An 18,656-nucleotide genomic window follows, 5' to 3' on the forward strand; every position below is an offset into this window, starting at 1 on the left:
ATGTGAGAATTTTTCAAAAATTTTGTATTTACGGGTGCATTGCAACCCGGCCGATGACCTCTCTACTGGAGATTGCCTCAAGGGCTTCGCGAAAATTTTCCAGACTGAATGTTTTGAATGTTCTGGGTCTAAGTATTCCCAAAGCCGTCCATTCCAGCATTTCCTGAAATCCATTTCGAACCAGCAAACTCACGTGGCTTTCTGGCTCCTGCCTGGCCCACCCCATGTAATATCCCCAGTAAAGGCCTATTACAGTAATATTTTTTACCAGCAAAATATTTGCTGGAATTTGAGGTATTTTTCCGCTTGCAAAACCCATCGGGATAATACGACCTTCGGGGGCAATGCATCGTAAGGAGGTGTCAAAGATAGCGCCACCCACAGGATCGAAAACGACATTGGCGCCCCGTCCTTGTGTCGCCTTAAGTACAACGTCCCTGAAATCTTCATTGCGATAGTTAATTGCAAGATCAGCCCCGTGTTCCGTTGCTACCTGGGCTTTGTCGTCGCTTCCCGCTGTCGCTATCACTTTGGCCCCCAGTTGTTTGCCAATTTCGATAGCTGCCAGTCCACTGCCACCGGCAGCGCCGTGAACTAAAAGCACTTCATTTTTTAATAAATTTGCTTTCCATTTCAAAGCGGCATACGCTGTGGCGTAGATGGTTGGAAAATGAACAGCAGCTTCAAAAGAAACGGCATCAGGCAGTTTGAATACCGTATTCTCGGGAGCGACAACCTCCTGAGCGTATCCGCCGGTTTTTATCCCCGCAACGACCCTGTCTCCAACCCTTATATGATGAGTGTTTGGGCCGCACTCTGTTGCAATCCCTGCCACTTCCGTACCAGGCGTAAAGGGAGGGTCCCATTTATTTTGATGCTTCCCGTCAATCACCAGCAGATTTGCAAAACTGACTCCTATTGACCTTACAGAAATGCGTACGCCTTCAGAACTCATCGCGGGACTGGATACCTCTTGAATCGACGCATTTTCCAGGCCAAAACCGGAACACACTACCGCTCTCATTGAATTCTCCCATGTCGACCTGCGCCGCTTGCAAATTCAGAAGCGCCCGACTGAGCTTCTATTTTTTTTGCCTGTTGAGCCAATTCCTCTTCTAATTTGAGCGCGTGCTCCAACGACAGATTGCTTTGTTCATAGGTCGATCTACGATCGGAAATCATCGCAAGCTGCGGAAAATGAGCAATTGTTTTTGCAAGGGCTTCGGCTTCTGTACGCGCTGTCCCATCAGCCACGACACGATTGGCAAGGCCCATTGTTAACGCTTCCGGGGCAGAGACAATTCTCGCAGTCAGAAGCATATCTATGGCATGTCCCATACCGACAATTCTTGGAAGTCGAACGGTAGTACCATCGCTCATCGGAACACCCCAGCGTCTGGACAGTACGGCAAACGATGCCGATTGCTCAGCGACGCGCAAATCACACCACAAAGCAACCCCTAATCCGCCCGCGCATGCATGTCCGGCAATCGCGGCAATGACTGGTTTTGACGCAGGACGTGCAAGCGGCCCGCTTGCACCTGCCCATGCGTCATACTCAATTCCTTGAGATAGCTCTTTTAGATCCGCGCCCGAGCAGAATGCGCCGCCAGCGCCACATAAAACGGCCACACGCGCCTCATCATCACTTTCAAACTCGGCAATTGCCTTCCCGAGCGCCGCAGTCGCTTCCTTGTCCAGAGCGTTTTTCACCTCTGGCCGATTGATAATAATTGTGGTTACGTACTGATTTTTTTCTACAATAATTTTATTTTTCATCGGATTTATTCAAGGTTGGATTGGGAAGGAAAGCGTGAACCGCAAACAGCGATATTTCTCTGGCTAATTTTTCACGTTGACTGCGTGTCTCGCCCTCACGAGGCTGATACCAGCGTGAAGTCCAATTCAGTGCACCGAGTAGGGGCTTGACCGAAACGCGTACATCCATTTCTCGGAACTCTTTATTTTTCAACCCGTCTTCCAGAACCTGGATATAAAGGTTTTCATTTGCATCGCGCATTTGCGTGATAATCTTCATTTCTTCTCGCTCACTTTCACTGGTTCTCCCACTCATATGCATTTGAGCTCCAAGCCCGGAAACCCGTAAATACGGCAAGTGTTCCATCATTAGCAAAGTGTGCGCCTCTGCCATCTTCATTAGACGTATACGAGCTGAATCTTCAGTTAAGGCATGTGGTTCAATCGCTGCCCGGGTCAACTCCATTGCTCTGCGAAGAACAGCAAAAAACAGCGTCACTTTGTTACGAAAGTGATAGTAAATAATCCCTTTTGTCGCGCCGTATTGATCACTGATATCATCTAAGGATGTTGCCGCGTACCCCATTCTCATAAATGTTTCCGCAGCGGCATCCAATATCGCTAGCTGCTTCTCGTCCCCTTCCGGGGTGCCAATTTGACGTTTTCGTGCCATGGTCAGTTCCAAATAAATTCGTTAAGATCCAAATTCCGCACGTATCGTATCACTGTGCTCACCCAGAGCTGGCACAGAACCAATCTTTCGATTTGATCCTCGAAAAGTGGCCGGTGGGGCAACTAGTTCAACCTCACCATTTTTAGTGTTGACGGCCATTCGCCTGAGATGCGGGTGAACAGAAAGTGCTGCAACATCATTGACTCTCGAGTAAGCAACGCCAGCTTTTCGCAGCTTCGCCTGCAAGGCTTCCATAGAGATAGTTCTTAACAAACTGCAGATCAGGTCGTTTAATGATTGCTTATTCTCTACGCGCAACTGATTAGTCGAATATTCTTGTTTATCCAATAAATCTTCCCGCTCTAACACAACACTCGCAAATCTTTTCCATTCACCGTCGTTCTGAATGCCAAGCAAAATCGTTTTTTCTTCTCCCAACTCGCCTCCGACTGGAAACGCACCATAGGGAGCAATCGTTGGATGAGCCAGCCCTACGCGGGGCCAAATTGTGCCGGCATAGTCATAATGCAATAGCGGAACACTCATCCAATCACACATTGCTTCGAACAGGGATACGTGAATCGCGCTACCCTGCCCTGTTTTCTCTCGCTGGATGATTGCTTCCAGGATAGCGGCATGTGCGTACATGCCAGTACCAATATCACAAGCCGATATGCCGATTCGGCCTGGCGCTTCTGTTGTTCCGGTCACCGACGCTATGCCACTTTCCGCCTGGACCAGTAAGTCATAAGCTCTCATATCTGCAAAGGGGCCCTCCTCTCCATAACCGGTAATATCACAGGTAATAAGACGAGGATATTTAGCGCGTAACTCTTCCCACCCAAATCCTGCTCGCTTGGATGCTCCCGGCCCCAAATTCTGGATGAACACATCGGCCTTTGAGATCAGTCTCTGCAATAACGCCGCGTCCTCCGGCTGTCCGTAATCCAGCACGATGGATTCCTTCCCTCGATTGAGCCAGACAAAATACGTGCTGTCTCCATTCACGGCATTGTCGTAGCCGCGGGCGAAGTCGCCCTGAGGCCTTTCAATTTTTATAACCCTGGCGCCTGCATCGGCCAGCCGGGAAGAGGCATACGGAGCGGCCGCAGCTTGTTCCACAGCGACGACCAAAAGTCCTTCCAAAGGGCGATTCATCATAAGTCTCTCATCGAGTTAAATAATAATTTATTGATAATAATGCTACTACGTAGTATTATTATTTGTCAACATGTTCGTCGCTTTCGATGCTTGTTCAATTTGTCCCTTCCCCATGCAGGCCCGTGAAGCCACCATGGCCAAGTTGATGGCTACTGCATCCGCACAGGAGGCTATAGAGTCTGTTATTCAGCGTTGGGAAGGAGCAGGCGTACAGACTGGATCTGAGTTGAAACATCTATATAGAGAAATCAGCGCGTTAAGAATCTATGAAGGTGTCACAGAGGTCCAACTACTCACGTATTGATTCAGATATCGTAAAAAGCACGATCATGACAAACGGCACCATAAACTCACTAATCAAACTGACTTCAGCGGGGACAATTTATGACCAAGACGGGAGCTTTACAAGGAGTTCGGGTAGTAGACGCGACAAATTTTGTATTTGGCCCGGTTGCAACGCAGCTACTGGGTGACATGGGAGCAGATGTAATTAAAATCGAGCCACCATCAGGAGATCCGACCAGGGGGATCGGACGCACCAGAAGTGCGTCGATGGGATCGTTTTTTCTGAATTTGAACCGTAATAAACGAAGCGTGACGCTGGACTTGAAGCGGCCAGAGTCAATTGAAGCGTTAGTAAAACTTTTAAAAACAGCGGACATATTCGTTCATAACATGCGAGACAGTGCAATAACAAAGTTAAAACTGGACTATGAACAGCTGTCGCCAGTATGTCCCAAACTTATCTATGCATCTGCTCAAGGCTTTGGCAAAGGAGGAAGCTACTTCGGTCGTCCTGCATACGATGATGTCATTCAAGGCATGAGTGGCATTGCCGGTCTGTATGAACGCGCAGGCGAAAAACCGTCTTATTTTCCCATGCTGCTTACTGACAAGCTTTGTGGATATTTCCTGTATTCGGCCATAACAACAGCCTTGTTCCATCGGGAACGTACAGGTAACGGGCAACAAATTGCTGTGCCAATGCTTGAATCAATGGTTTCATTCAATCTGCTTGAACACATGTCTGATGCGGTGTTTATCCCAGAGGGCAACGAAACCACGGAAAACGTCGGATACTCACGTGTTTTTGGTAAATTTCATCGCCCGTTACCGACCAAAGATGGCTACATTTGTTTTATCGCCAACACGGACGCTCAATGGAAACGATTATTTTCAGTAATGAATATTGGCGAACTGAGTAACGATACACGGTTCGATAGCATCGGAAGCAGAATGAAGAATATAGATGCGCTTTACCAGATAGTCGAGAATAATCTGCTGGCTCGCTCGACAGCCGAATGGCTGCAACGCTTTGAAAAGGCTGATTTACCTGCAAGCCCGGTTAGCGGCCTGAACGACTTGCTCAAAAACCCGCATTTAAACGAAGCAAAATTCTTCAAGCGTTTTGATCATGCCAGTGAGGGACATCTTCTCATGCCAGATATACCCACCTCTTATTCGGATTCTCCTGGATCAATCCGTATAGGGCCTCCGAAATTAGGAGAGCACACCTATGAAATATTAGATGAATTAGGATATAGCCAAGAAGAAATCTCGTTATTGTGCGAGTAAACAATGAGTATTTGGACAAATCGTCATCAGACTCCCAAGATACTGCTATCAGAGCTACCGTTACAAGAGTTCAATCCAATTCAGGAGAGGTACAACGAACGTGATGCAATCATATACGCATTGGGTGTCGGTGTTGGTCAAGCCCCAGAAGACCCATTTGAGCTTGGATTCGTGTATGAGAAAGAGCTGAATATATTGCCAACTTTCAACGCGACTCTTGCCTCACCCACCGCCTGGCTGCAAGATTTAAAACATAGCATTGATTTAACACAGCTCGTTGCTTTATCACATCGTCTTGACGTCTTTAATCAGCTTCCTTCAGCCGGCTCAGTCACTTCTTACGTTCGAGTCACGCACGTTTATGACCGTGGCATCGGTAAAGGTGCGGTTATCCATTGGGAAAGAACGCTTGTTCTTAATGAATCGGGTCAAATCATATCTCGTCTGCATGCTAGAGCCTTAGCGCGGGGAAACGGTGGGTTTGGTGGTGAGCCTTCGCCCAAAAGGAATGACGAATTTGTACCTGATCGCCCATCCGACTATTCAGTCGAATGGCAAACAACCAAAGCACAATCGCTGCTGTACCGGCAATCTGGGGATTTAAACCCTTTACACGTAGATCCTGAAATTGCAAGCGATGCCGGATTTGCGCGTCCAATTCTACATGGCTTATGTACTTTAGGAATCGTGGCTTTCAATCTGATGAAGATTGCCCGTTACAGCGATACGAGTCAAATAAGGAAAATAAGTACACGGTACGCAGGCATCGTTTATCCTGGAGAGAAATTACTTATCGAGTTCTGGCAGGAAAAAGAGCAATGGCATTTTCAGTGCAAAGCATGTGAGCGAAATTCAATCGTCTTGGACGGAGGAACCGCGACTTTAGCCGGATCATATTCATCGTTTTGACTTTCTTGCTTAAAAATCCCTGCATTAAAGCTGCCCATACTTTCTTTGAATCCTTACCATGCAATCGCAGTCCCGTTTATGGTGAAGATGAGATAAACGAAGGTTTCTCATTTACCTATTAGAAATAAATAACGGTATTATTCGCGCGCAAGCGCTAGTCCAGCCGAACGACCGATATTCTCTGGAGAGCCGCTGCCGCAGCGAGAATACCAGTATGCATACGTGTTTCAGCTCAAGGCAGGTGTACGACTTCCTAGATTATTGACTTCCGCGTCTCCACAGGCTCATCAGCACAGTTCCGGAAAATCTTCATCGCCAGGGCCCATCCCTGCTCAATCGGATCGTCGCACCCGTCGCCAGGCAATAACGCCCCCAGCGCTCGATTCACGGCAGTTAATTCTGAAAGAATAGCAAAACTTTAATAAAGATCATTTCCATAAAATAAATTTAGCACTACGATGCGTCAAAAAGTACAGTTAGTAAACAAGCCACGCCGCTATGAGCCGCTTTGATTGCTTTTTAAAGAGCGCACAAATTCGGCCCAGCTGGTGCAGTGTAAACAATACAGTCATGCAAGCTCGGCCAAGCCGGTCGAGCAAAAAACACATTACTTTCAAATTGCTATGCGTAGAAAAGGACAATATTTGGTCACATCAACTGTCCCGATTTATAAGAATCCGTGGATAGAGGTGACGGAAGATAGGGTTATCAGGCCGGACCAAACTGATGGCATTTTCGGTTTGGTCGACATGAAAGATGGTGTAGCCATTCTTCCCGTACTGCCAGACGGTCAGGTTATTCTGGGCAAGGAATACAAGTACGCCCAACAGAAGGAAATGATCGAAGTTATCGGTGGTGGCATAGACGCCAATGAATGGATAGACGAAGCGGCCTGCAGAGAACTCGCAGAAGAGGCGGGAGTAAAGGCGGGCCGATTAATGTATCTGGGCCCGACAGATCCTTTTACTACCTTGGTACGTACCCGAGATCATCTTTTTATAGCAACTGAACTGGAAGCGCTGCCGGCAAAGCCGGACACTGATGACTTTGTCGAACCTATTACCATTGCGCTCAAGACAGCGGTGGAATATGTTCTTACTGGGAAAATCACACACACCACATCATGCCTTCTCATACTTCGGGGAATGTTGGCATTTCCTCAATTCAAATAGGAGATACCCAGTGGTGCCATCGTTACCCCGCACATTATTATGAAGGAGCCTTCGGCACAACGGTTGAAGGTGTCTAAACGACATGACGTCACGGGCACGATACTTTCAATGGAAAGAACCAGAGAGCCGCAGACCGCCCATTATCCGCCGAATGTTTCAATTCCTCATAAGAAGCAGATTGTTGCGACGCAGAGGATGTCTTCAACACGAGCATATTGGGGTCGAATCGCGCAAAGCAGTGTTGTGTCATTCGAAAAATGCTGAATTACGTCGCTGAAGGGGATCCATTGAGGTGGATCCACTCAACTCCCTTGCCCGGTTATACGCTGCATTTGATGCCGCTATGATCAGTTCACGTAGAGCATAGTCTTGCTCAAAAACTTCGATCGCCGCGTGGGTAGTCCCATTGGGAGAAGTCACTGTATGTCGCAGCATCTGTAGATTTGCCTCAGGAAGGCATTGCAACTTGGCCGCACCATATGCTGTGCAGGCGACTAAATCCCGGGATAAAGACGCGGGCAAACCGAGTGACTCTGCTGCATCGGCAAGCGCTTCACTAAATAAATGATAATAAGCAGGCCCACTTCCGCTGATGGCTGTGACCGCATCCAGTTGTTCTTCTTTATCCAGCCAAAACGCCTTACCGACTGATTCAAACAGTTTATTAATCAACTCAAAACGATAGTCGGCAAGCGGATGATTGGTATACAGGGCAGTACAGCCGGCGTTGACCTGGACAGCTGCGTTTGGCATAGCGCGTACAATAGGCACCTTTGTTGCAGTGGCCGACTCCACAGAGCTGACAGAGACGCCTGCTGCAAGTGAGACAATACAGGCCCCTGACAAAATTTCTGCACTGAGCTTTTCTAATACATCGGTCACTAAATTTGGTTTTACTGCGACAACAATAACGTCAAACCGGGTGCCCTGGACGCATTCAATATCGACAAGACAGTCCGCTTGATAAACAAGACCCGACGCATGCGGGTCTACTGCCACAATCTTTTGGGCCACTTTCCCGGAAAGCCACATTTCCCCCAAAGCGCTTCCCATTTTACCGTAACCTAAAAATAGAATATTCACGAATATATCTCCCTTCTTTATAGTTTGCAAATGACACTGTTTTTATAGACCCAACACAGGAGCGACAACGGATTCCGTTGACGTTATTGTCCCTGATCAGCAATTACTTTCTATCCCCGACAAAAAACCGATAAAATCCATTGTTAACAGAACCAATCCCTTCTCGCTTGAAACCGCTTGTTATGGCCGCCGATTCAAAAAAAAACTCCGACCCCAGAGAGTCAAAATTCTATGTAACCGCCGTTGAACGGGCGATTTCCGTACTCTCTGCCTTTGATAGCTCCCATAGGCATCTGTCTATGTCACAGCTGTCAGAGTTAACAGGGCTGGATATTAGCGCCATTCAAAGATTCACTTACACGTTGACGACATTAGGGTATCTGCGTCGAGACCCGGGTACGAAGAAGTTTGAAGTCTCTCCGCGTCTGCTCAATTTTGCGCATTTGTATCTTGCCGCCAATGAAACGCTTTCGAAAGCGATGCCTTATTTGCAAAGACTGGCGGACGAAACCGAAGAGATTGTCAACCTGAGTGTTTTAGACGGTACCGATATGATTCTTGTTTCAAGAATTATTACCCGTCATGCCATCAATCCCAACATCCAGGTCGGTTCCCATATGCCTGCTTTCTGTACTGCATCTGGTTTGGCATGGCTGGCCGAACTTTCTGAAGAACAAATCAATGATGTGCTTCGATCCTCCACATTGAAAGCGTACACGCAGTACACGGAGACCCGCATCGACAAGATATTTCAGCGGGTCCAAGAAGTCCAAAAAGTCGGCTACGCTTTTACCCAGGAAGAATATCGTCTCGGTGGCGTATCAACAGCTGGCGCCATATGTGATCGGGTTGGAAAAGTACAAGGCAGCATAAGCGTTACTGTTGCTACACCGCGCTGGAACCAGAAAACGGATCCGAAACGCTATGCTGACCTTCTTCTGGCAACTTGTTCTGCTATTTCCAACAATTGAAAATTGGCATCACTCGCCGATAAATTGCGGCTGCCGCTTTTCTGCAAACGCAGCGGCCGCATTTTTATAGTCCTGGCTATTATTTGATCGATCTATAATTTTCTCTATTTCGTCTGTATAGTCGTCTACGCAATTCGTTGAGATTGCGTTCAATTGCAACTTGCTTCCAGATATCGACAAGGGCGCTCCGTCTATCATGGAAGAGCCAAAAGCCAGCGCAGCATTCATCACGTCATGCTCGCACATTTCATCCAGAAATCCGGCTTCAAATGCCGATTTGCAATCCACCAGTTCACCGGTGTACAACCAGCGTCTCGTCTTGCCAATACCAATCAAATGACTGAGTCGGATTAACTGGATCGTCGGATATACAAGACCCAGCTTGGCGACAGGAACGCCAATCCTGGCGCTAGAGTCTGCGACGCGAAAATCACAACACAGGGCCAGACTGCACCCCCCGCCAACACAAACGCCGCTAATGGCTGCAATCACGGGCACTCCGAGATTTTGTATAGAGGCATAGCACTCCTGAATGCGGGCCCTATAGGTGTCGGCCTTTTCCTTGTCGTCAAGCACAGCGCGAAACGCTGTAATATCGTCACCGGCACAAAAATGCCCGCCAGCGCCGCTCAGAATAACCAAACGTATTTTTTTATTGGACGCAAACCCTACAAAGATATCGCGCAAATCAGTCCACGCTTCAAAGTTGCACGCATTGCGGCGATGTGGACGGTTGATTTGCACAACAGCAATCCGTCCATCTTCCAGCATTTTCACATCTATTTCAGAAGTCATATTTTTCCCAATCAAGTCAATAAGCGATATCGGAAATTTATTTTCCGATTTTATAGCCGCTTTTTTCCAGACTCCAAGCCTGGTGAGTGTCCAAAGAGAGCTCCTTTTTTTGAATCCGCTGCGTGGCGGTTTTCGGGAACGCATCAATAAATTCGATATAGCTCGGCACCTGAAAATATGGCAAGCGGGATTCGCTCCATTTAATGAGTAGCAATGGATCTATGCTGCTCCCGCTTTTTGGCCGTATGAACAATTTCAACTCATCTTCACCGATATCACTTGGAACCCCAACGAGTGCAGTTTCTTCGACCTGCGGGTGTTCCGCGAAAACGCGCTCAACCTCCCAGGCCGATATATTGATTCCCCGGCGACGCAACATGTCTTTTTTGCGCCCGGCATAATAATAAAATCCATCGCTGTCCTGCCTGCCCAGATCGCCGGTGCAGAACCAATCACCTCGTCTGGAAGAGTGCTCAGCCTCTGGATTCTCAAAATATCCCAGAAAGGCCAAGCCCGGGACTCTTGCTTTGATTGCTATTTCTCCGGATTGACCCTCTTTAACCGGATCGCCATTGTCATCCAGCAATTGAATATCAAAGTAGTCCAATGGTTTCCCAACGGATCCCTTTGGCCCGTCAGGGTTTACGGTGACAAAGGTTATCATTTCGGATAACCCATACCCTTCTCTCATTTCCACGCCGAAACGCTTGGAAAAGTCATCCCACAGATGGGGAGGACAGCCGCCGCCCCATGCAATTTTCACAGAATGCTCCCGGTCGGACGTTTTGGGCGGCTGTTTCAGCAACATCGGAACCACCGTACCCAGGTAATGAATGTGGGTAGCACCATAGCGTTTGGCATCGTCCCAGAATCTGGAGGCACTAAACCTTTCGAGCATGGCCAATGTCGTTCCTCCAATTAATGCTGAAATCACGACGGCAACACCAGCACCGTGATGCAACGATTCCCATAGCAGGAACACATCGCCCGGATCCGGCTGAGTCAGTCTTAGTATCGCTTGCGGTCCAGCGCGCAGCGTGCGATCCGACTTGAGCACTCCTTTGGGCGCGCCGGTCGTTCCGGAACTGGGAGTCAAGGCCAAAATATCGTCAGGACCAATATCTACGCCAGGGGAGGCAGCTTCGTATTGTTTATAATTTTCAAAGGCAAATGAATCATCTGCGTTGCCTCTCCAAAATGTAATCGGCAGCGACACCGAAACATCATCAAGATTTGTGGAATAGGCAGCATCGGCAATCATAGCCACCGGGCGCAAACTTTCAAACACATGCTTTAGTGCTGCACCTTTCAAGTGAATATTCACCGGAATCCGTACCGCCTTTACCTTGGCAAGCGCAAATAAAGTCAGAATATGGTCTGGATGATTAGGCAGCATCACCGCGACTCGGTCTCCTGGCTTTACGCCTTGTGCCAGGAGATAATTTCCGAGCCGATTAACAGATTCGTTGATTTCCCTTAATGAATATTTTTGTTCCTTGAACTGCAGGAAAGTGGTATCAGGAGCCTCCTGTGCGCGTCGATCAAGCAAGGATGAAAGAGACTCTTCGGGTACCGGGTCAATATCGATATGAGTGTAAGACATAAGTGTATCAGCAGGTTCCAAGCAATTAAAATTTTCAGACGGACTGAGGGTTCGATTTTTTAGCTGCTCTTTCCGCAAAGAATTTTTCCATCATTTTGGCCGGCTCGCCCGAGGCATAACATTCACGATGGATACGCGTCGCAGCAGCAATGGCTTCCCGAAAGCTCGCTTCGGTTATCTCCTTGAAGCGCGCCTTATCCATTCGCATGGCAATCGGCGGCTTCGAGGCCAGCTCCCTGGCGATTTCCAGACTTTTTGAAAATACCTCTGATTGCGCAACAAGATGATGAATCAGCCCAATTTGATGCCCCTCTTTGGCATCCATCATTCTCCCTGTCAACGTCAACTCTGTGGTTCTGGACAAGCCAAGCATTTCACGCATAATCCAGGGCCCGGTCACGCTGGCAATGCCGGAGTTAATCTCTGGTTGCCCTATCTTTACTCCCGGGTGTGCAACGCGGATATCTCCCAGTAACGACACTTGAAATGCAGACCCTGCCGCCGTTCCATTTAGCGCCATCACAATAGGCTTGGGGAAACTGCGCAGCGCGTCATAATATCGTTCCCATTCTCCGATCCACTCCTCTGCCCTGTCGCCATCAAAATCATGAGCTTCGTTTAAATCCTGTCCGGCCGAGAATGCCCGGTCTCCTGCACCGGTAATAATAAGGGCTCGCACTTGCTCATTTTTTGCCGCTTGCTCTATGGTGTCGATAATTTCAGTGCGCATGTCTGTATGCCAGGCGTTCAGACATTCAGGGCGGTTCAGTGTCAGCACCAGTACCGAATCCATCATTTCGTTTTTTATGTATTGCATTTTCAATTCCTTCAACGTATTCAGTTAGATATTTTCAGATCCGTATCATTGATGATCTGGTTCCATTTTGTGATTTCAGCTTCAACCATGTCTGTAGCCTGCGCCCGATCTCCAAGCGTGGCCGTCACGCCCTGCTGCGAGAACTTTTTGATTACTTCGGGATCGGCAAGCGCTTTCTGCAAACCGTTGTTTAGTTTTTCCACAATATTGTCGGGCGTATTTTTAGGAACCAGAATGCCAAATAACGACGTGGCCTCTACACCCGATAGACCCTGATGCGCCAGTGTTTCTACATTAGCGAGCTGAGGGATCTTGGAATCTCCGGCAATACCAAGCACCTTGATCTTGCCGGAGGGCACATTGGCAAGCGTGATAGGCGTTGTTGCAAATAAAAGCTGAATCTGATTGGAAAGCAGATCCGTCATAGCTGGCGCGGCACCCCGGTATGGCACATGCAATATATCGACCTTCGCACGCAGCTTGAACAGCTCCCCGACGGCATGTTCAAGAGACCCCGGTCCAGACGAGCCGAAGGCAATTTTGGCCGGATTTTTATGCAGATAGGCAATTAACTCCGAGACGTTATTGGCTGGCACGTCTTTATTCGCGATCAAAGAAACGGGCAGTTTTCCGACAACGGCAACCGGTTCGAAATCCTTTTGCAGGTTATACCCGACTGCTTTTTCTCCCAAAAGCTTACTGCTTAACGAGTAAGACGAGAGTGCAGCCATAAGCAAGGTGTAACCGTCTGCCTTGGAGCGAGCAACATATTGCGCGCCGATATTACCGGTAAAGCCTGCTTTATTTTCCACCACAACCGGAACTTCCAGATTTTCAGCCAATGCCTGAGCCAGAATACGGCCCACGGTATCAACAGCGGCGCCAGCATTGTATGGCACCACCAAATTTACCGGTCTCTCAGGGTATTCCTTGGCCATACTACAACACGAAAAAATCAAGCCCAGGATGGCGAGAGTCACTTTGCCTCCTGCATTTCTAAAACGCACACTCATCAATGTCTCCCAACGTGATGTCACTTTATAAGAAAATAATATTGCCTAGCAATAATCAATTATTGTATAGAAATATATTATCATTGAAATTGGGGTATACCCGTGAAATTGTCGGTAGACGGTCAAGAAGTATCGGAATGCCATGCGTTGTTAGCAGTCGCTTTATTTTTGATCTATTTTCTGAAGCACCGCTGGACAGCCCATACCATTAATGTCGCTAGCGACATACAGTCGCTGTGAGTAAGTCGAATGAATTGGATTCTGCTGGCGCTAATCAGACAGGCAACGTTGGTACGCAGCAATGGATTTCGCAGAGCCAGCTTATCCACGCTGCGCCAACTTCCATTTGAATCGAGGAGCCGCTCTATGGGCTACGCACAGCTCATAGCCGGCGCATTTAATCGAATACCAACAAGCATGCCATTCACTCCCCTGCCTGCGCCTTTTTCCGCTGTTTCGCAATAAACCGCGCCTTTTTCTCTTTATTTCCACACGTACCCATATCGCACCATCTGCGGGTACGACTCTGGCTGGTATCAAAGAACGCGGCCTGGCAACTGGGTGATGCACACAAGGCCAGTTTTCCGTCTCGCTCGCCTGCCAGAATGCTGATCGCATCGGCGGCGATCACGCCCAAGGCATCTTCCATGCTTGAGGTCGAGCCAAGCTTCCATTGCCGCTTGCCGTCGGGTGTCAGAAACGCGGCGGCCGTGCCCTGTGCGCTGAAGTCATTGATGACCTGCACAGCCGATGCAGGCAGCGCACCCCCGATCGCAGCAGCGGTCGCAGCAGCGTGAATCGCCTCCCTTAACTCCCGCGCGCGGTTGAACTGGGCTGTGGTACACGTTTTTACCGCCAGGCCATAGACGGCCAGCCAGTCAACAAGCCGCTGCGGCGTAGGAATACGCTCAATAGGATTGCCGCAACGCTCGGAAAGCGTCCCCGTGAAGCTGGTTGCCAGAACATTACCGAGGCTATAGATTGCCACACCTTTTCTCCGAACCAATAATCATAAGCTTTCTGGATCGACAGTAAGCTCGGCAATTATTTTTGCACGCCGACTAACAACTCATTCGCACTATCAGCTCATAGTCACAGTACTCGGCACGGCTATAACCCGCAGTAAGTGCACTCAATATATCAGCGCAACAGCAAGATCGATTCGATTGTGGAGCGAAAGCAGACGTAGGCACGAAAAGCATTGAATAGAGTAAGCAACGTTTTTTATAAGAACCCATTTTTTTGATCTAGGTAAATTACTTTTAAAAATCGAATAGATAAAATGCCAGCATAAATTAATCGAATACCCGACGAAAAATAGCAGATTTGTCTTGATTGAAATGCTGGAAGTGCGCCAATGATAAGACAAACGTCGACATATTCAGAAAAATTTAGGAGACTCGAATTGATTCAAAAGCGCCGTGTGGTCGGAAACTCGAAGGGGTCCATAACGCTAGTAGACTGTACTCTGCGCGATGGAGGATATCTGAATGGCCATTCTTTCACGGACCACCAGATTGAAGTAATACTTCAAATTCTCTCAAATTCCGGTGTTAACTATATAGAGGTAGGCTATTTTAAACGCCGGAATTATGATCCTCGAACCCCGACTATCGGCCAATGCCCAAAACAATTCCTACAATCGCTCCCTACGTTACTATCTGCTGAATACCTAGTTATGATTCCTCCGGACCACGTCCAAGTAGACGATTTGAAGGAGCTAGTAGGCACGAAAATATCTGGAGTACGGTTTACCTGCAGCGAAGGCAATATTAATACCGTTTCCGCACTGGGAAAAAGATGTAAAGACTTAGGCCTCAAAACCTGCGCCAATATCATACGAATTAGTGAGCTTAACAAAACTCAATTAAGACAAATGGTTAGACAATTGCATGCCAGCGGGCTAGACGCAATATATGCAGCAGATTCCAATGGAGCGCTTTACCCGGAACAAGTGGCTGTAATCGTCAACGAAATACGAAATCATTACGATGGATCCATTGGATTTCATGGCCATGATTCAATACATCTTTCGGTAGCAAACGCACTGGCTGCGATTAGAGCTGGCGCTACATGGATTGATGGGACAATAGGCGGAGTCGGCAAAGGCGGTGGAAACGCGCCAATAGAAGTATTGTTGGCTCAAGCTGCTCAATCAGAAAGAAGAGCTATCGATATAGACGGGTTCGCGACGGCTCTGCCTTATTTTGATCAGGACTTTTTCCCGAATCGCTTCACAGAAAGACTTAACAACGTGTTGTATGGAATAGAAAATCTGAATCTCGATGCGATCAAAGAACGCCAAAATCCTCATCTCAGTTAATGGAGCAATCAAATGAGTGAATTTTTACAGTCTTTACGAAATAAGATCAATACACGGAGAAAAATGACAAGCCCGCTGTACCAAACGGTCCTTTCGGGCAACGCGAGCAAGCGGCTACTCCAACAGTTTGTGATAAACCGCTTCCCAATAAAAAATCATTGGACCCGTAATATCCTAGGCATTGCATCACGAATTCCGGATCACCCCATTCGTACAGAACTGGTCGAAAATGTATTTGAAGAAGAAACGGGTTATTTTAGTAAATCCAAACGACACCTGGAAACTTTTGTTGACTTTGGGAAATGTGTTGGGGTATCGCAGCAGCAAATTAATGCAGCACCCCTGCTGCCCGAGACCAAGGCTGTGATTGAACACAATATTGAGGCCTGCAATACGGAGATTCATTTTACCGCTGGAGTTGCGTCTGTACTATTACTTATGGAAGGGCAGCCTCCTGTGGTCACAAATGAAAATAAATCCATGCTTTCTGTTATGAAAGACGTATATAAGCTTCCCGAAGAAGGATATGAATTTTTTGTTCATCATGCCAGTAATGTAGAGCTAAACAATGGTAGTTTCGCTGCGGTCAGTGAATTAGAAGAGGATCACGCTGCCACCGCAGAGAAAATACTGGAGATATATTGCAACACGGATGAATTAAAAATACAGGCGCTTAAATACTTGGATCGCGCAATTGACCGAAGACATGCACACTTCGATGCCATATATAACCTATTCTACGATGCATCAGAGCCTCCGTTTAGATTTGATGAGGAGGAATAGCCATTATGGGCAAAGTCGCCTATCATGCAGGATCTTATATAGATGAGAGAGACGCTGTAATTCCCGTATCCGCTTTAGCTATGCGCTATGGTCTCTCTATATTCGAAGGTATTCGCGCATATAAATCTCGCTCTAATTCAATCGTCTTGTTTAGACTAAACCAACATATCGAAAGACTCAGAAACTCACTTGAAGTAGTGGGATTCCCAGATCCCGGAATCGACGAGCTGCCGGTGATTATCGAGCGTCTCATTGTGGAAAATTCAATCTCGGACGATTGCTATATACGCCCGAGCATTCACGCGATAAACGACGGCGACATGGGCAGTACGATTTCGCCTGCAATGACAGTGACAATAAAGCAAATGGGCCGAAAAACTTGGCTTAAAGATAATAGGCTGGCCAAGGTTGCCACTTCAAGCTGGAGAAAGGCCTCTGCTGATATTTACCCTCCCGCTTTGAAGTGTATATCCGCATATACCATTCCATTCGTCGCAGGCAAAATTGCTTGTTCGAAAGGGTATGATTTCCCGATATTCCTCAGTAAAGAAGGATATGTCAGTGAAGCTCCTACCTCAGCTATTTTTATAGTATCTAAAGGGGAGTTAAAGACGCCTTCTCTAGAAAACTGCCTACTTCCGAGCATTACTCGGCAAGCGGTAATAGACATGGCTGATGAATTGAATATACCCGTTAATGAAGAATCTTTGACCGTACAGGATTTATATCTAGCAGACGAAGCTTTCTTATGCGGAACCGGTCTTGAGTTTGCCCCTATTGAATCAATCGACTCATACAGACTGCGACAATGTGTGGCTAGACCAATAACGCGTCGAGTGATTGACTACTATTTCGAAATAGTAAGGAGTTGAAATAGTAATGAATAAAAGTCTGTTAGTTGTTGTGGCGCATCCTGGTGATTTCGTGTGGCGAGCTGCAGGGGCTATCCTAATACATCGAGCTGCTGGTTGGAGCGTAAAAGTAGTCTGCTTGACTTTGGGTATAAAAGGGGAGGCTGGAAAATTATGGAAAGAAGAAGGTGCAAACTACGTACATGTACAAAAGACTCGCGAAGCCGAAACCCGGGAAGCAGCAAAGTCATTAGGAGCAGAATTAGAAATTTTACATCTTGACGATTACCCTTTAGAAGTAGATAAGGATGTAACAATTCAATTGAATAAAATAATTAGAGTGTGCCGACCAGACGTGATTTTAACGCATTCACCAATCGACCCCGGTAATGTAGATCATGCGAATACTTGTGAAATGGTAATTCAAGCTCGTACTTTTGCCTCCGCTCCAGGGTACGGCGCTGATATGGTTTCTCCTCCTAGCCTGTTTCACTTCGAGCCACACCAGCCTGAATTATGCGATTTCAAAGCCGACACTTTTTTAGATATAACGAGTGTATGGAGGCAAAAGAAAGAAGCTTTTCAAAAAATACAGTCGCAACAAGGCGTCTGGGACTATTACGAGAGAGTGGCTCTACAACGCGGAACGCAAGCAAGTCGGCGATCATCGCATACGATTACGCATGCAGAAGCTTTTCAGCGTGCCGGCCCAGCTATGGTGAAAATTCTTGAGTAACGTTTTTTGTAATTGTAGTTACGTTGGTGGGTTAACTTATGCTTTCTGCATAGATGGTCAACTCGGAAATCCGTCTTTCGTGCTTCTATCTAAGAATAGTAGAATAGTTGAACGAAAGATGGTTCTCGGCATTGCAAATCGTTATAGCTGCGAGGTTACATTGGCAGAATGGCAGCCCGCTACTTCCACATTTAAGTTGAGATATTTCACGTCTAGTGGAGAAATTGACTTTTGTGGGCATGGAACGCTCGCAGCCGCTGCCTGGCTATCCAAGTTTCACTCTATTGGCGCACCGATGGAGTTTAGTGTATTGGGCGGTAGCGTAATAGTAGACAGATTCGGACAAAATGAATGGGGCTATAGGCAGGCAACGTTCAGTTTGATAGAGCTATTTTGTAAATACCCCATCTTTAATACACCACACACATAGAAT

20 protein-coding genes are annotated in these 18,656 nt (G+C 47.3%); 10 read left to right on the plus strand and 10 right to left on the minus strand.

Annotated features, from left to right (window positions below; all coding sequences use genetic code 11):
* Positions 1–28: 28 nt before the first annotated feature.
* Genes CAP48_RS01910 through CAP48_RS01925 form a run of 4 tightly spaced genes read right to left on the minus strand, consistent with a single transcriptional unit; the run spans position 29 to position 3,592 of the window.
* Positions 29–1,024 (minus strand): NADPH:quinone oxidoreductase family protein, encoded by a 996-nt coding sequence (locus CAP48_RS01910; RefSeq protein ID WP_100694311.1) that lies wholly within the window; start codon positions 1,022–1,024, stop codon positions 29–31.
* Entirely contained in the window at positions 1,021–1,779 is a 759-nt protein-coding gene (locus CAP48_RS01915) for a crotonase/enoyl-CoA hydratase family protein (RefSeq protein ID WP_100694312.1), read from the minus strand. Before CAP48_RS01915 ends, CAP48_RS01910 begins: the two co-directional genes overlap by 4 nt.
* The gene (locus CAP48_RS01920) at positions 1,769–2,431 is read right to left on the minus strand and encodes a TetR/AcrR family transcriptional regulator (protein WP_100694313.1); all 663 of its coding nucleotides are present in this window, start codon (positions 2,429–2,431) and stop codon (positions 1,769–1,771) included. The genes CAP48_RS01915 and CAP48_RS01920 overlap by 11 nt, the downstream gene beginning before the upstream one ends.
* A gap of 21 nt (positions 2,432–2,452) precedes the next feature.
* Entirely contained in the window at positions 2,453–3,592 is a 1,140-nt protein-coding gene (locus CAP48_RS01925) for a CaiB/BaiF CoA-transferase family protein (RefSeq protein ID WP_242444290.1), read from the minus strand.
* Between the two features lie 112 nt (positions 3,593–3,704).
* Between CAP48_RS01925 and CAP48_RS01930 the strand changes: the two genes are divergently transcribed.
* From CAP48_RS01930 to CAP48_RS01945, 4 genes are all read left to right on the plus strand, one after another.
* Positions 3,705–3,896, plus strand: coding sequence for an acyl-CoA dehydrogenase family protein (locus CAP48_RS01930; protein ID WP_255411693.1), 192 nt, complete (start codon positions 3,705–3,707; stop codon positions 3,894–3,896).
* 80 nt (positions 3,897–3,976) lie between these two features.
* The gene (locus CAP48_RS01935) at positions 3,977–5,167 is read left to right on the plus strand and encodes a CaiB/BaiF CoA-transferase family protein (RefSeq protein WP_100694315.1); all 1,191 of its coding nucleotides are present in this window, start codon (positions 3,977–3,979) and stop codon (positions 5,165–5,167) included.
* 3 nt (positions 5,168–5,170) lie between these two features.
* Positions 5,171–6,076 (plus strand): MaoC/PaaZ C-terminal domain-containing protein, encoded by a 906-nt coding sequence (locus CAP48_RS01940; protein WP_100694316.1) that lies wholly within the window; start codon positions 5,171–5,173, stop codon positions 6,074–6,076.
* A gap of 512 nt (positions 6,077–6,588) precedes the next feature.
* Positions 6,589–7,248 (plus strand): NUDIX hydrolase, encoded by a 660-nt coding sequence (locus tag CAP48_RS01945; RefSeq protein ID WP_100694317.1) that lies wholly within the window; start codon positions 6,589–6,591, stop codon positions 7,246–7,248.
* 246 nt (positions 7,249–7,494) lie between these two features.
* Here CAP48_RS01945 and proC read toward each other — a convergent pair whose 3' ends face one another.
* Positions 7,495–8,331, minus strand: coding sequence for a pyrroline-5-carboxylate reductase (proC, locus tag CAP48_RS01950; protein WP_100694318.1), 837 nt, complete (start codon positions 8,329–8,331; stop codon positions 7,495–7,497).
* 182 nt (positions 8,332–8,513) lie between these two features.
* Here proC and CAP48_RS01955 point away from each other — a divergent pair, with 182 nt between their 5' ends.
* Positions 8,514–9,302 (plus strand): IclR family transcriptional regulator, encoded by a 789-nt coding sequence (locus tag CAP48_RS01955; protein WP_100694319.1) that lies wholly within the window; start codon positions 8,514–8,516, stop codon positions 9,300–9,302.
* Positions 9,303–9,311: 9 nt separating this feature from the next.
* Here the strand turns inward: CAP48_RS01955 and CAP48_RS01960 are convergent, their stop codons facing one another.
* The 5 genes from CAP48_RS01960 to CAP48_RS01980 form a co-directional block, all read right to left on the minus strand.
* Positions 9,312–10,097, minus strand: a complete 786-nt coding sequence (locus tag CAP48_RS01960; RefSeq protein WP_161495176.1) for an enoyl-CoA hydratase/isomerase family protein — start codon at positions 10,095–10,097, stop codon at positions 9,312–9,314.
* A 37-nt stretch (positions 10,098–10,134) separates the two neighbouring features.
* On the minus strand, positions 10,135–11,700 hold the full coding sequence (locus CAP48_RS01965; RefSeq protein ID WP_100694321.1) for an AMP-binding protein: 1,566 nt from the start codon (positions 11,698–11,700) through the stop codon (positions 10,135–10,137).
* Positions 11,701–11,734: 34 nt separating this feature from the next.
* On the minus strand, positions 11,735–12,517 hold the full coding sequence (locus tag CAP48_RS01970) for an enoyl-CoA hydratase/isomerase family protein (RefSeq protein ID WP_100694322.1): 783 nt from the start codon (positions 12,515–12,517) through the stop codon (positions 11,735–11,737).
* A 20-nt stretch (positions 12,518–12,537) separates the two neighbouring features.
* Entirely contained in the window at positions 12,538–13,530 is a 993-nt protein-coding gene (locus CAP48_RS01975; RefSeq protein ID WP_100694323.1) for a tripartite tricarboxylate transporter substrate binding protein, read from the minus strand.
* Between the two features lie 424 nt (positions 13,531–13,954).
* Positions 13,955–14,518 carry an ABATE domain-containing protein gene (locus CAP48_RS01980; protein ID WP_100694324.1) on the minus strand — a complete coding sequence of 188 codons (564 nt, stop codon included), beginning with the start codon at positions 14,516–14,518 and terminating at the stop codon, positions 13,955–13,957.
* A 369-nt stretch (positions 14,519–14,887) separates the two neighbouring features.
* On the opposite strand from CAP48_RS01980, the gene CAP48_RS01985 reads away from it, so the two are divergent.
* The 5 genes from CAP48_RS01985 to CAP48_RS20600 are packed head-to-tail and all read left to right on the plus strand — an operon-like array spanning position 14,888 to position 18,653.
* On the plus strand, positions 14,888–15,853 hold the full coding sequence (locus CAP48_RS01985) for a pyruvate carboxyltransferase (RefSeq protein ID WP_100694325.1): 966 nt from the start codon (positions 14,888–14,890) through the stop codon (positions 15,851–15,853).
* Between the two features lie 12 nt (positions 15,854–15,865).
* The gene (locus CAP48_RS01990) at positions 15,866–16,636 is read left to right on the plus strand and encodes a TenA family transcriptional regulator (RefSeq protein ID WP_100694326.1); all 771 of its coding nucleotides are present in this window, start codon (positions 15,866–15,868) and stop codon (positions 16,634–16,636) included.
* 5 nt (positions 16,637–16,641) lie between these two features.
* A complete protein-coding gene (locus tag CAP48_RS01995; RefSeq protein ID WP_100694327.1) occupies positions 16,642–17,508 on the plus strand; it encodes an aminotransferase class IV in 867 nt (288 codons plus the stop codon).
* A 7-nt stretch (positions 17,509–17,515) separates the two neighbouring features.
* Complete coding sequence (locus tag CAP48_RS02000) at positions 17,516–18,223, plus strand: PIG-L deacetylase family protein (protein ID WP_100694328.1); 708 nt, start codon at positions 17,516–17,518, stop codon at positions 18,221–18,223.
* Positions 18,216–18,653: a PhzF family phenazine biosynthesis protein gene (locus CAP48_RS20600; RefSeq protein ID WP_100694329.1), complete on the plus strand. Its 438-nt coding sequence runs from the start codon at positions 18,216–18,218 to the stop codon at positions 18,651–18,653. Before CAP48_RS02000 ends, CAP48_RS20600 begins: the two co-directional genes overlap by 8 nt.
* The last annotated feature ends 3 nt before the right edge of the window (positions 18,654–18,656 follow it).

Origin of the sequence: Advenella sp. S44 (assembly GCF_002810445.1) — a bacterium.
Classification (GTDB): domain Bacteria; phylum Pseudomonadota; class Gammaproteobacteria; order Burkholderiales; family Burkholderiaceae_B; genus Advenella.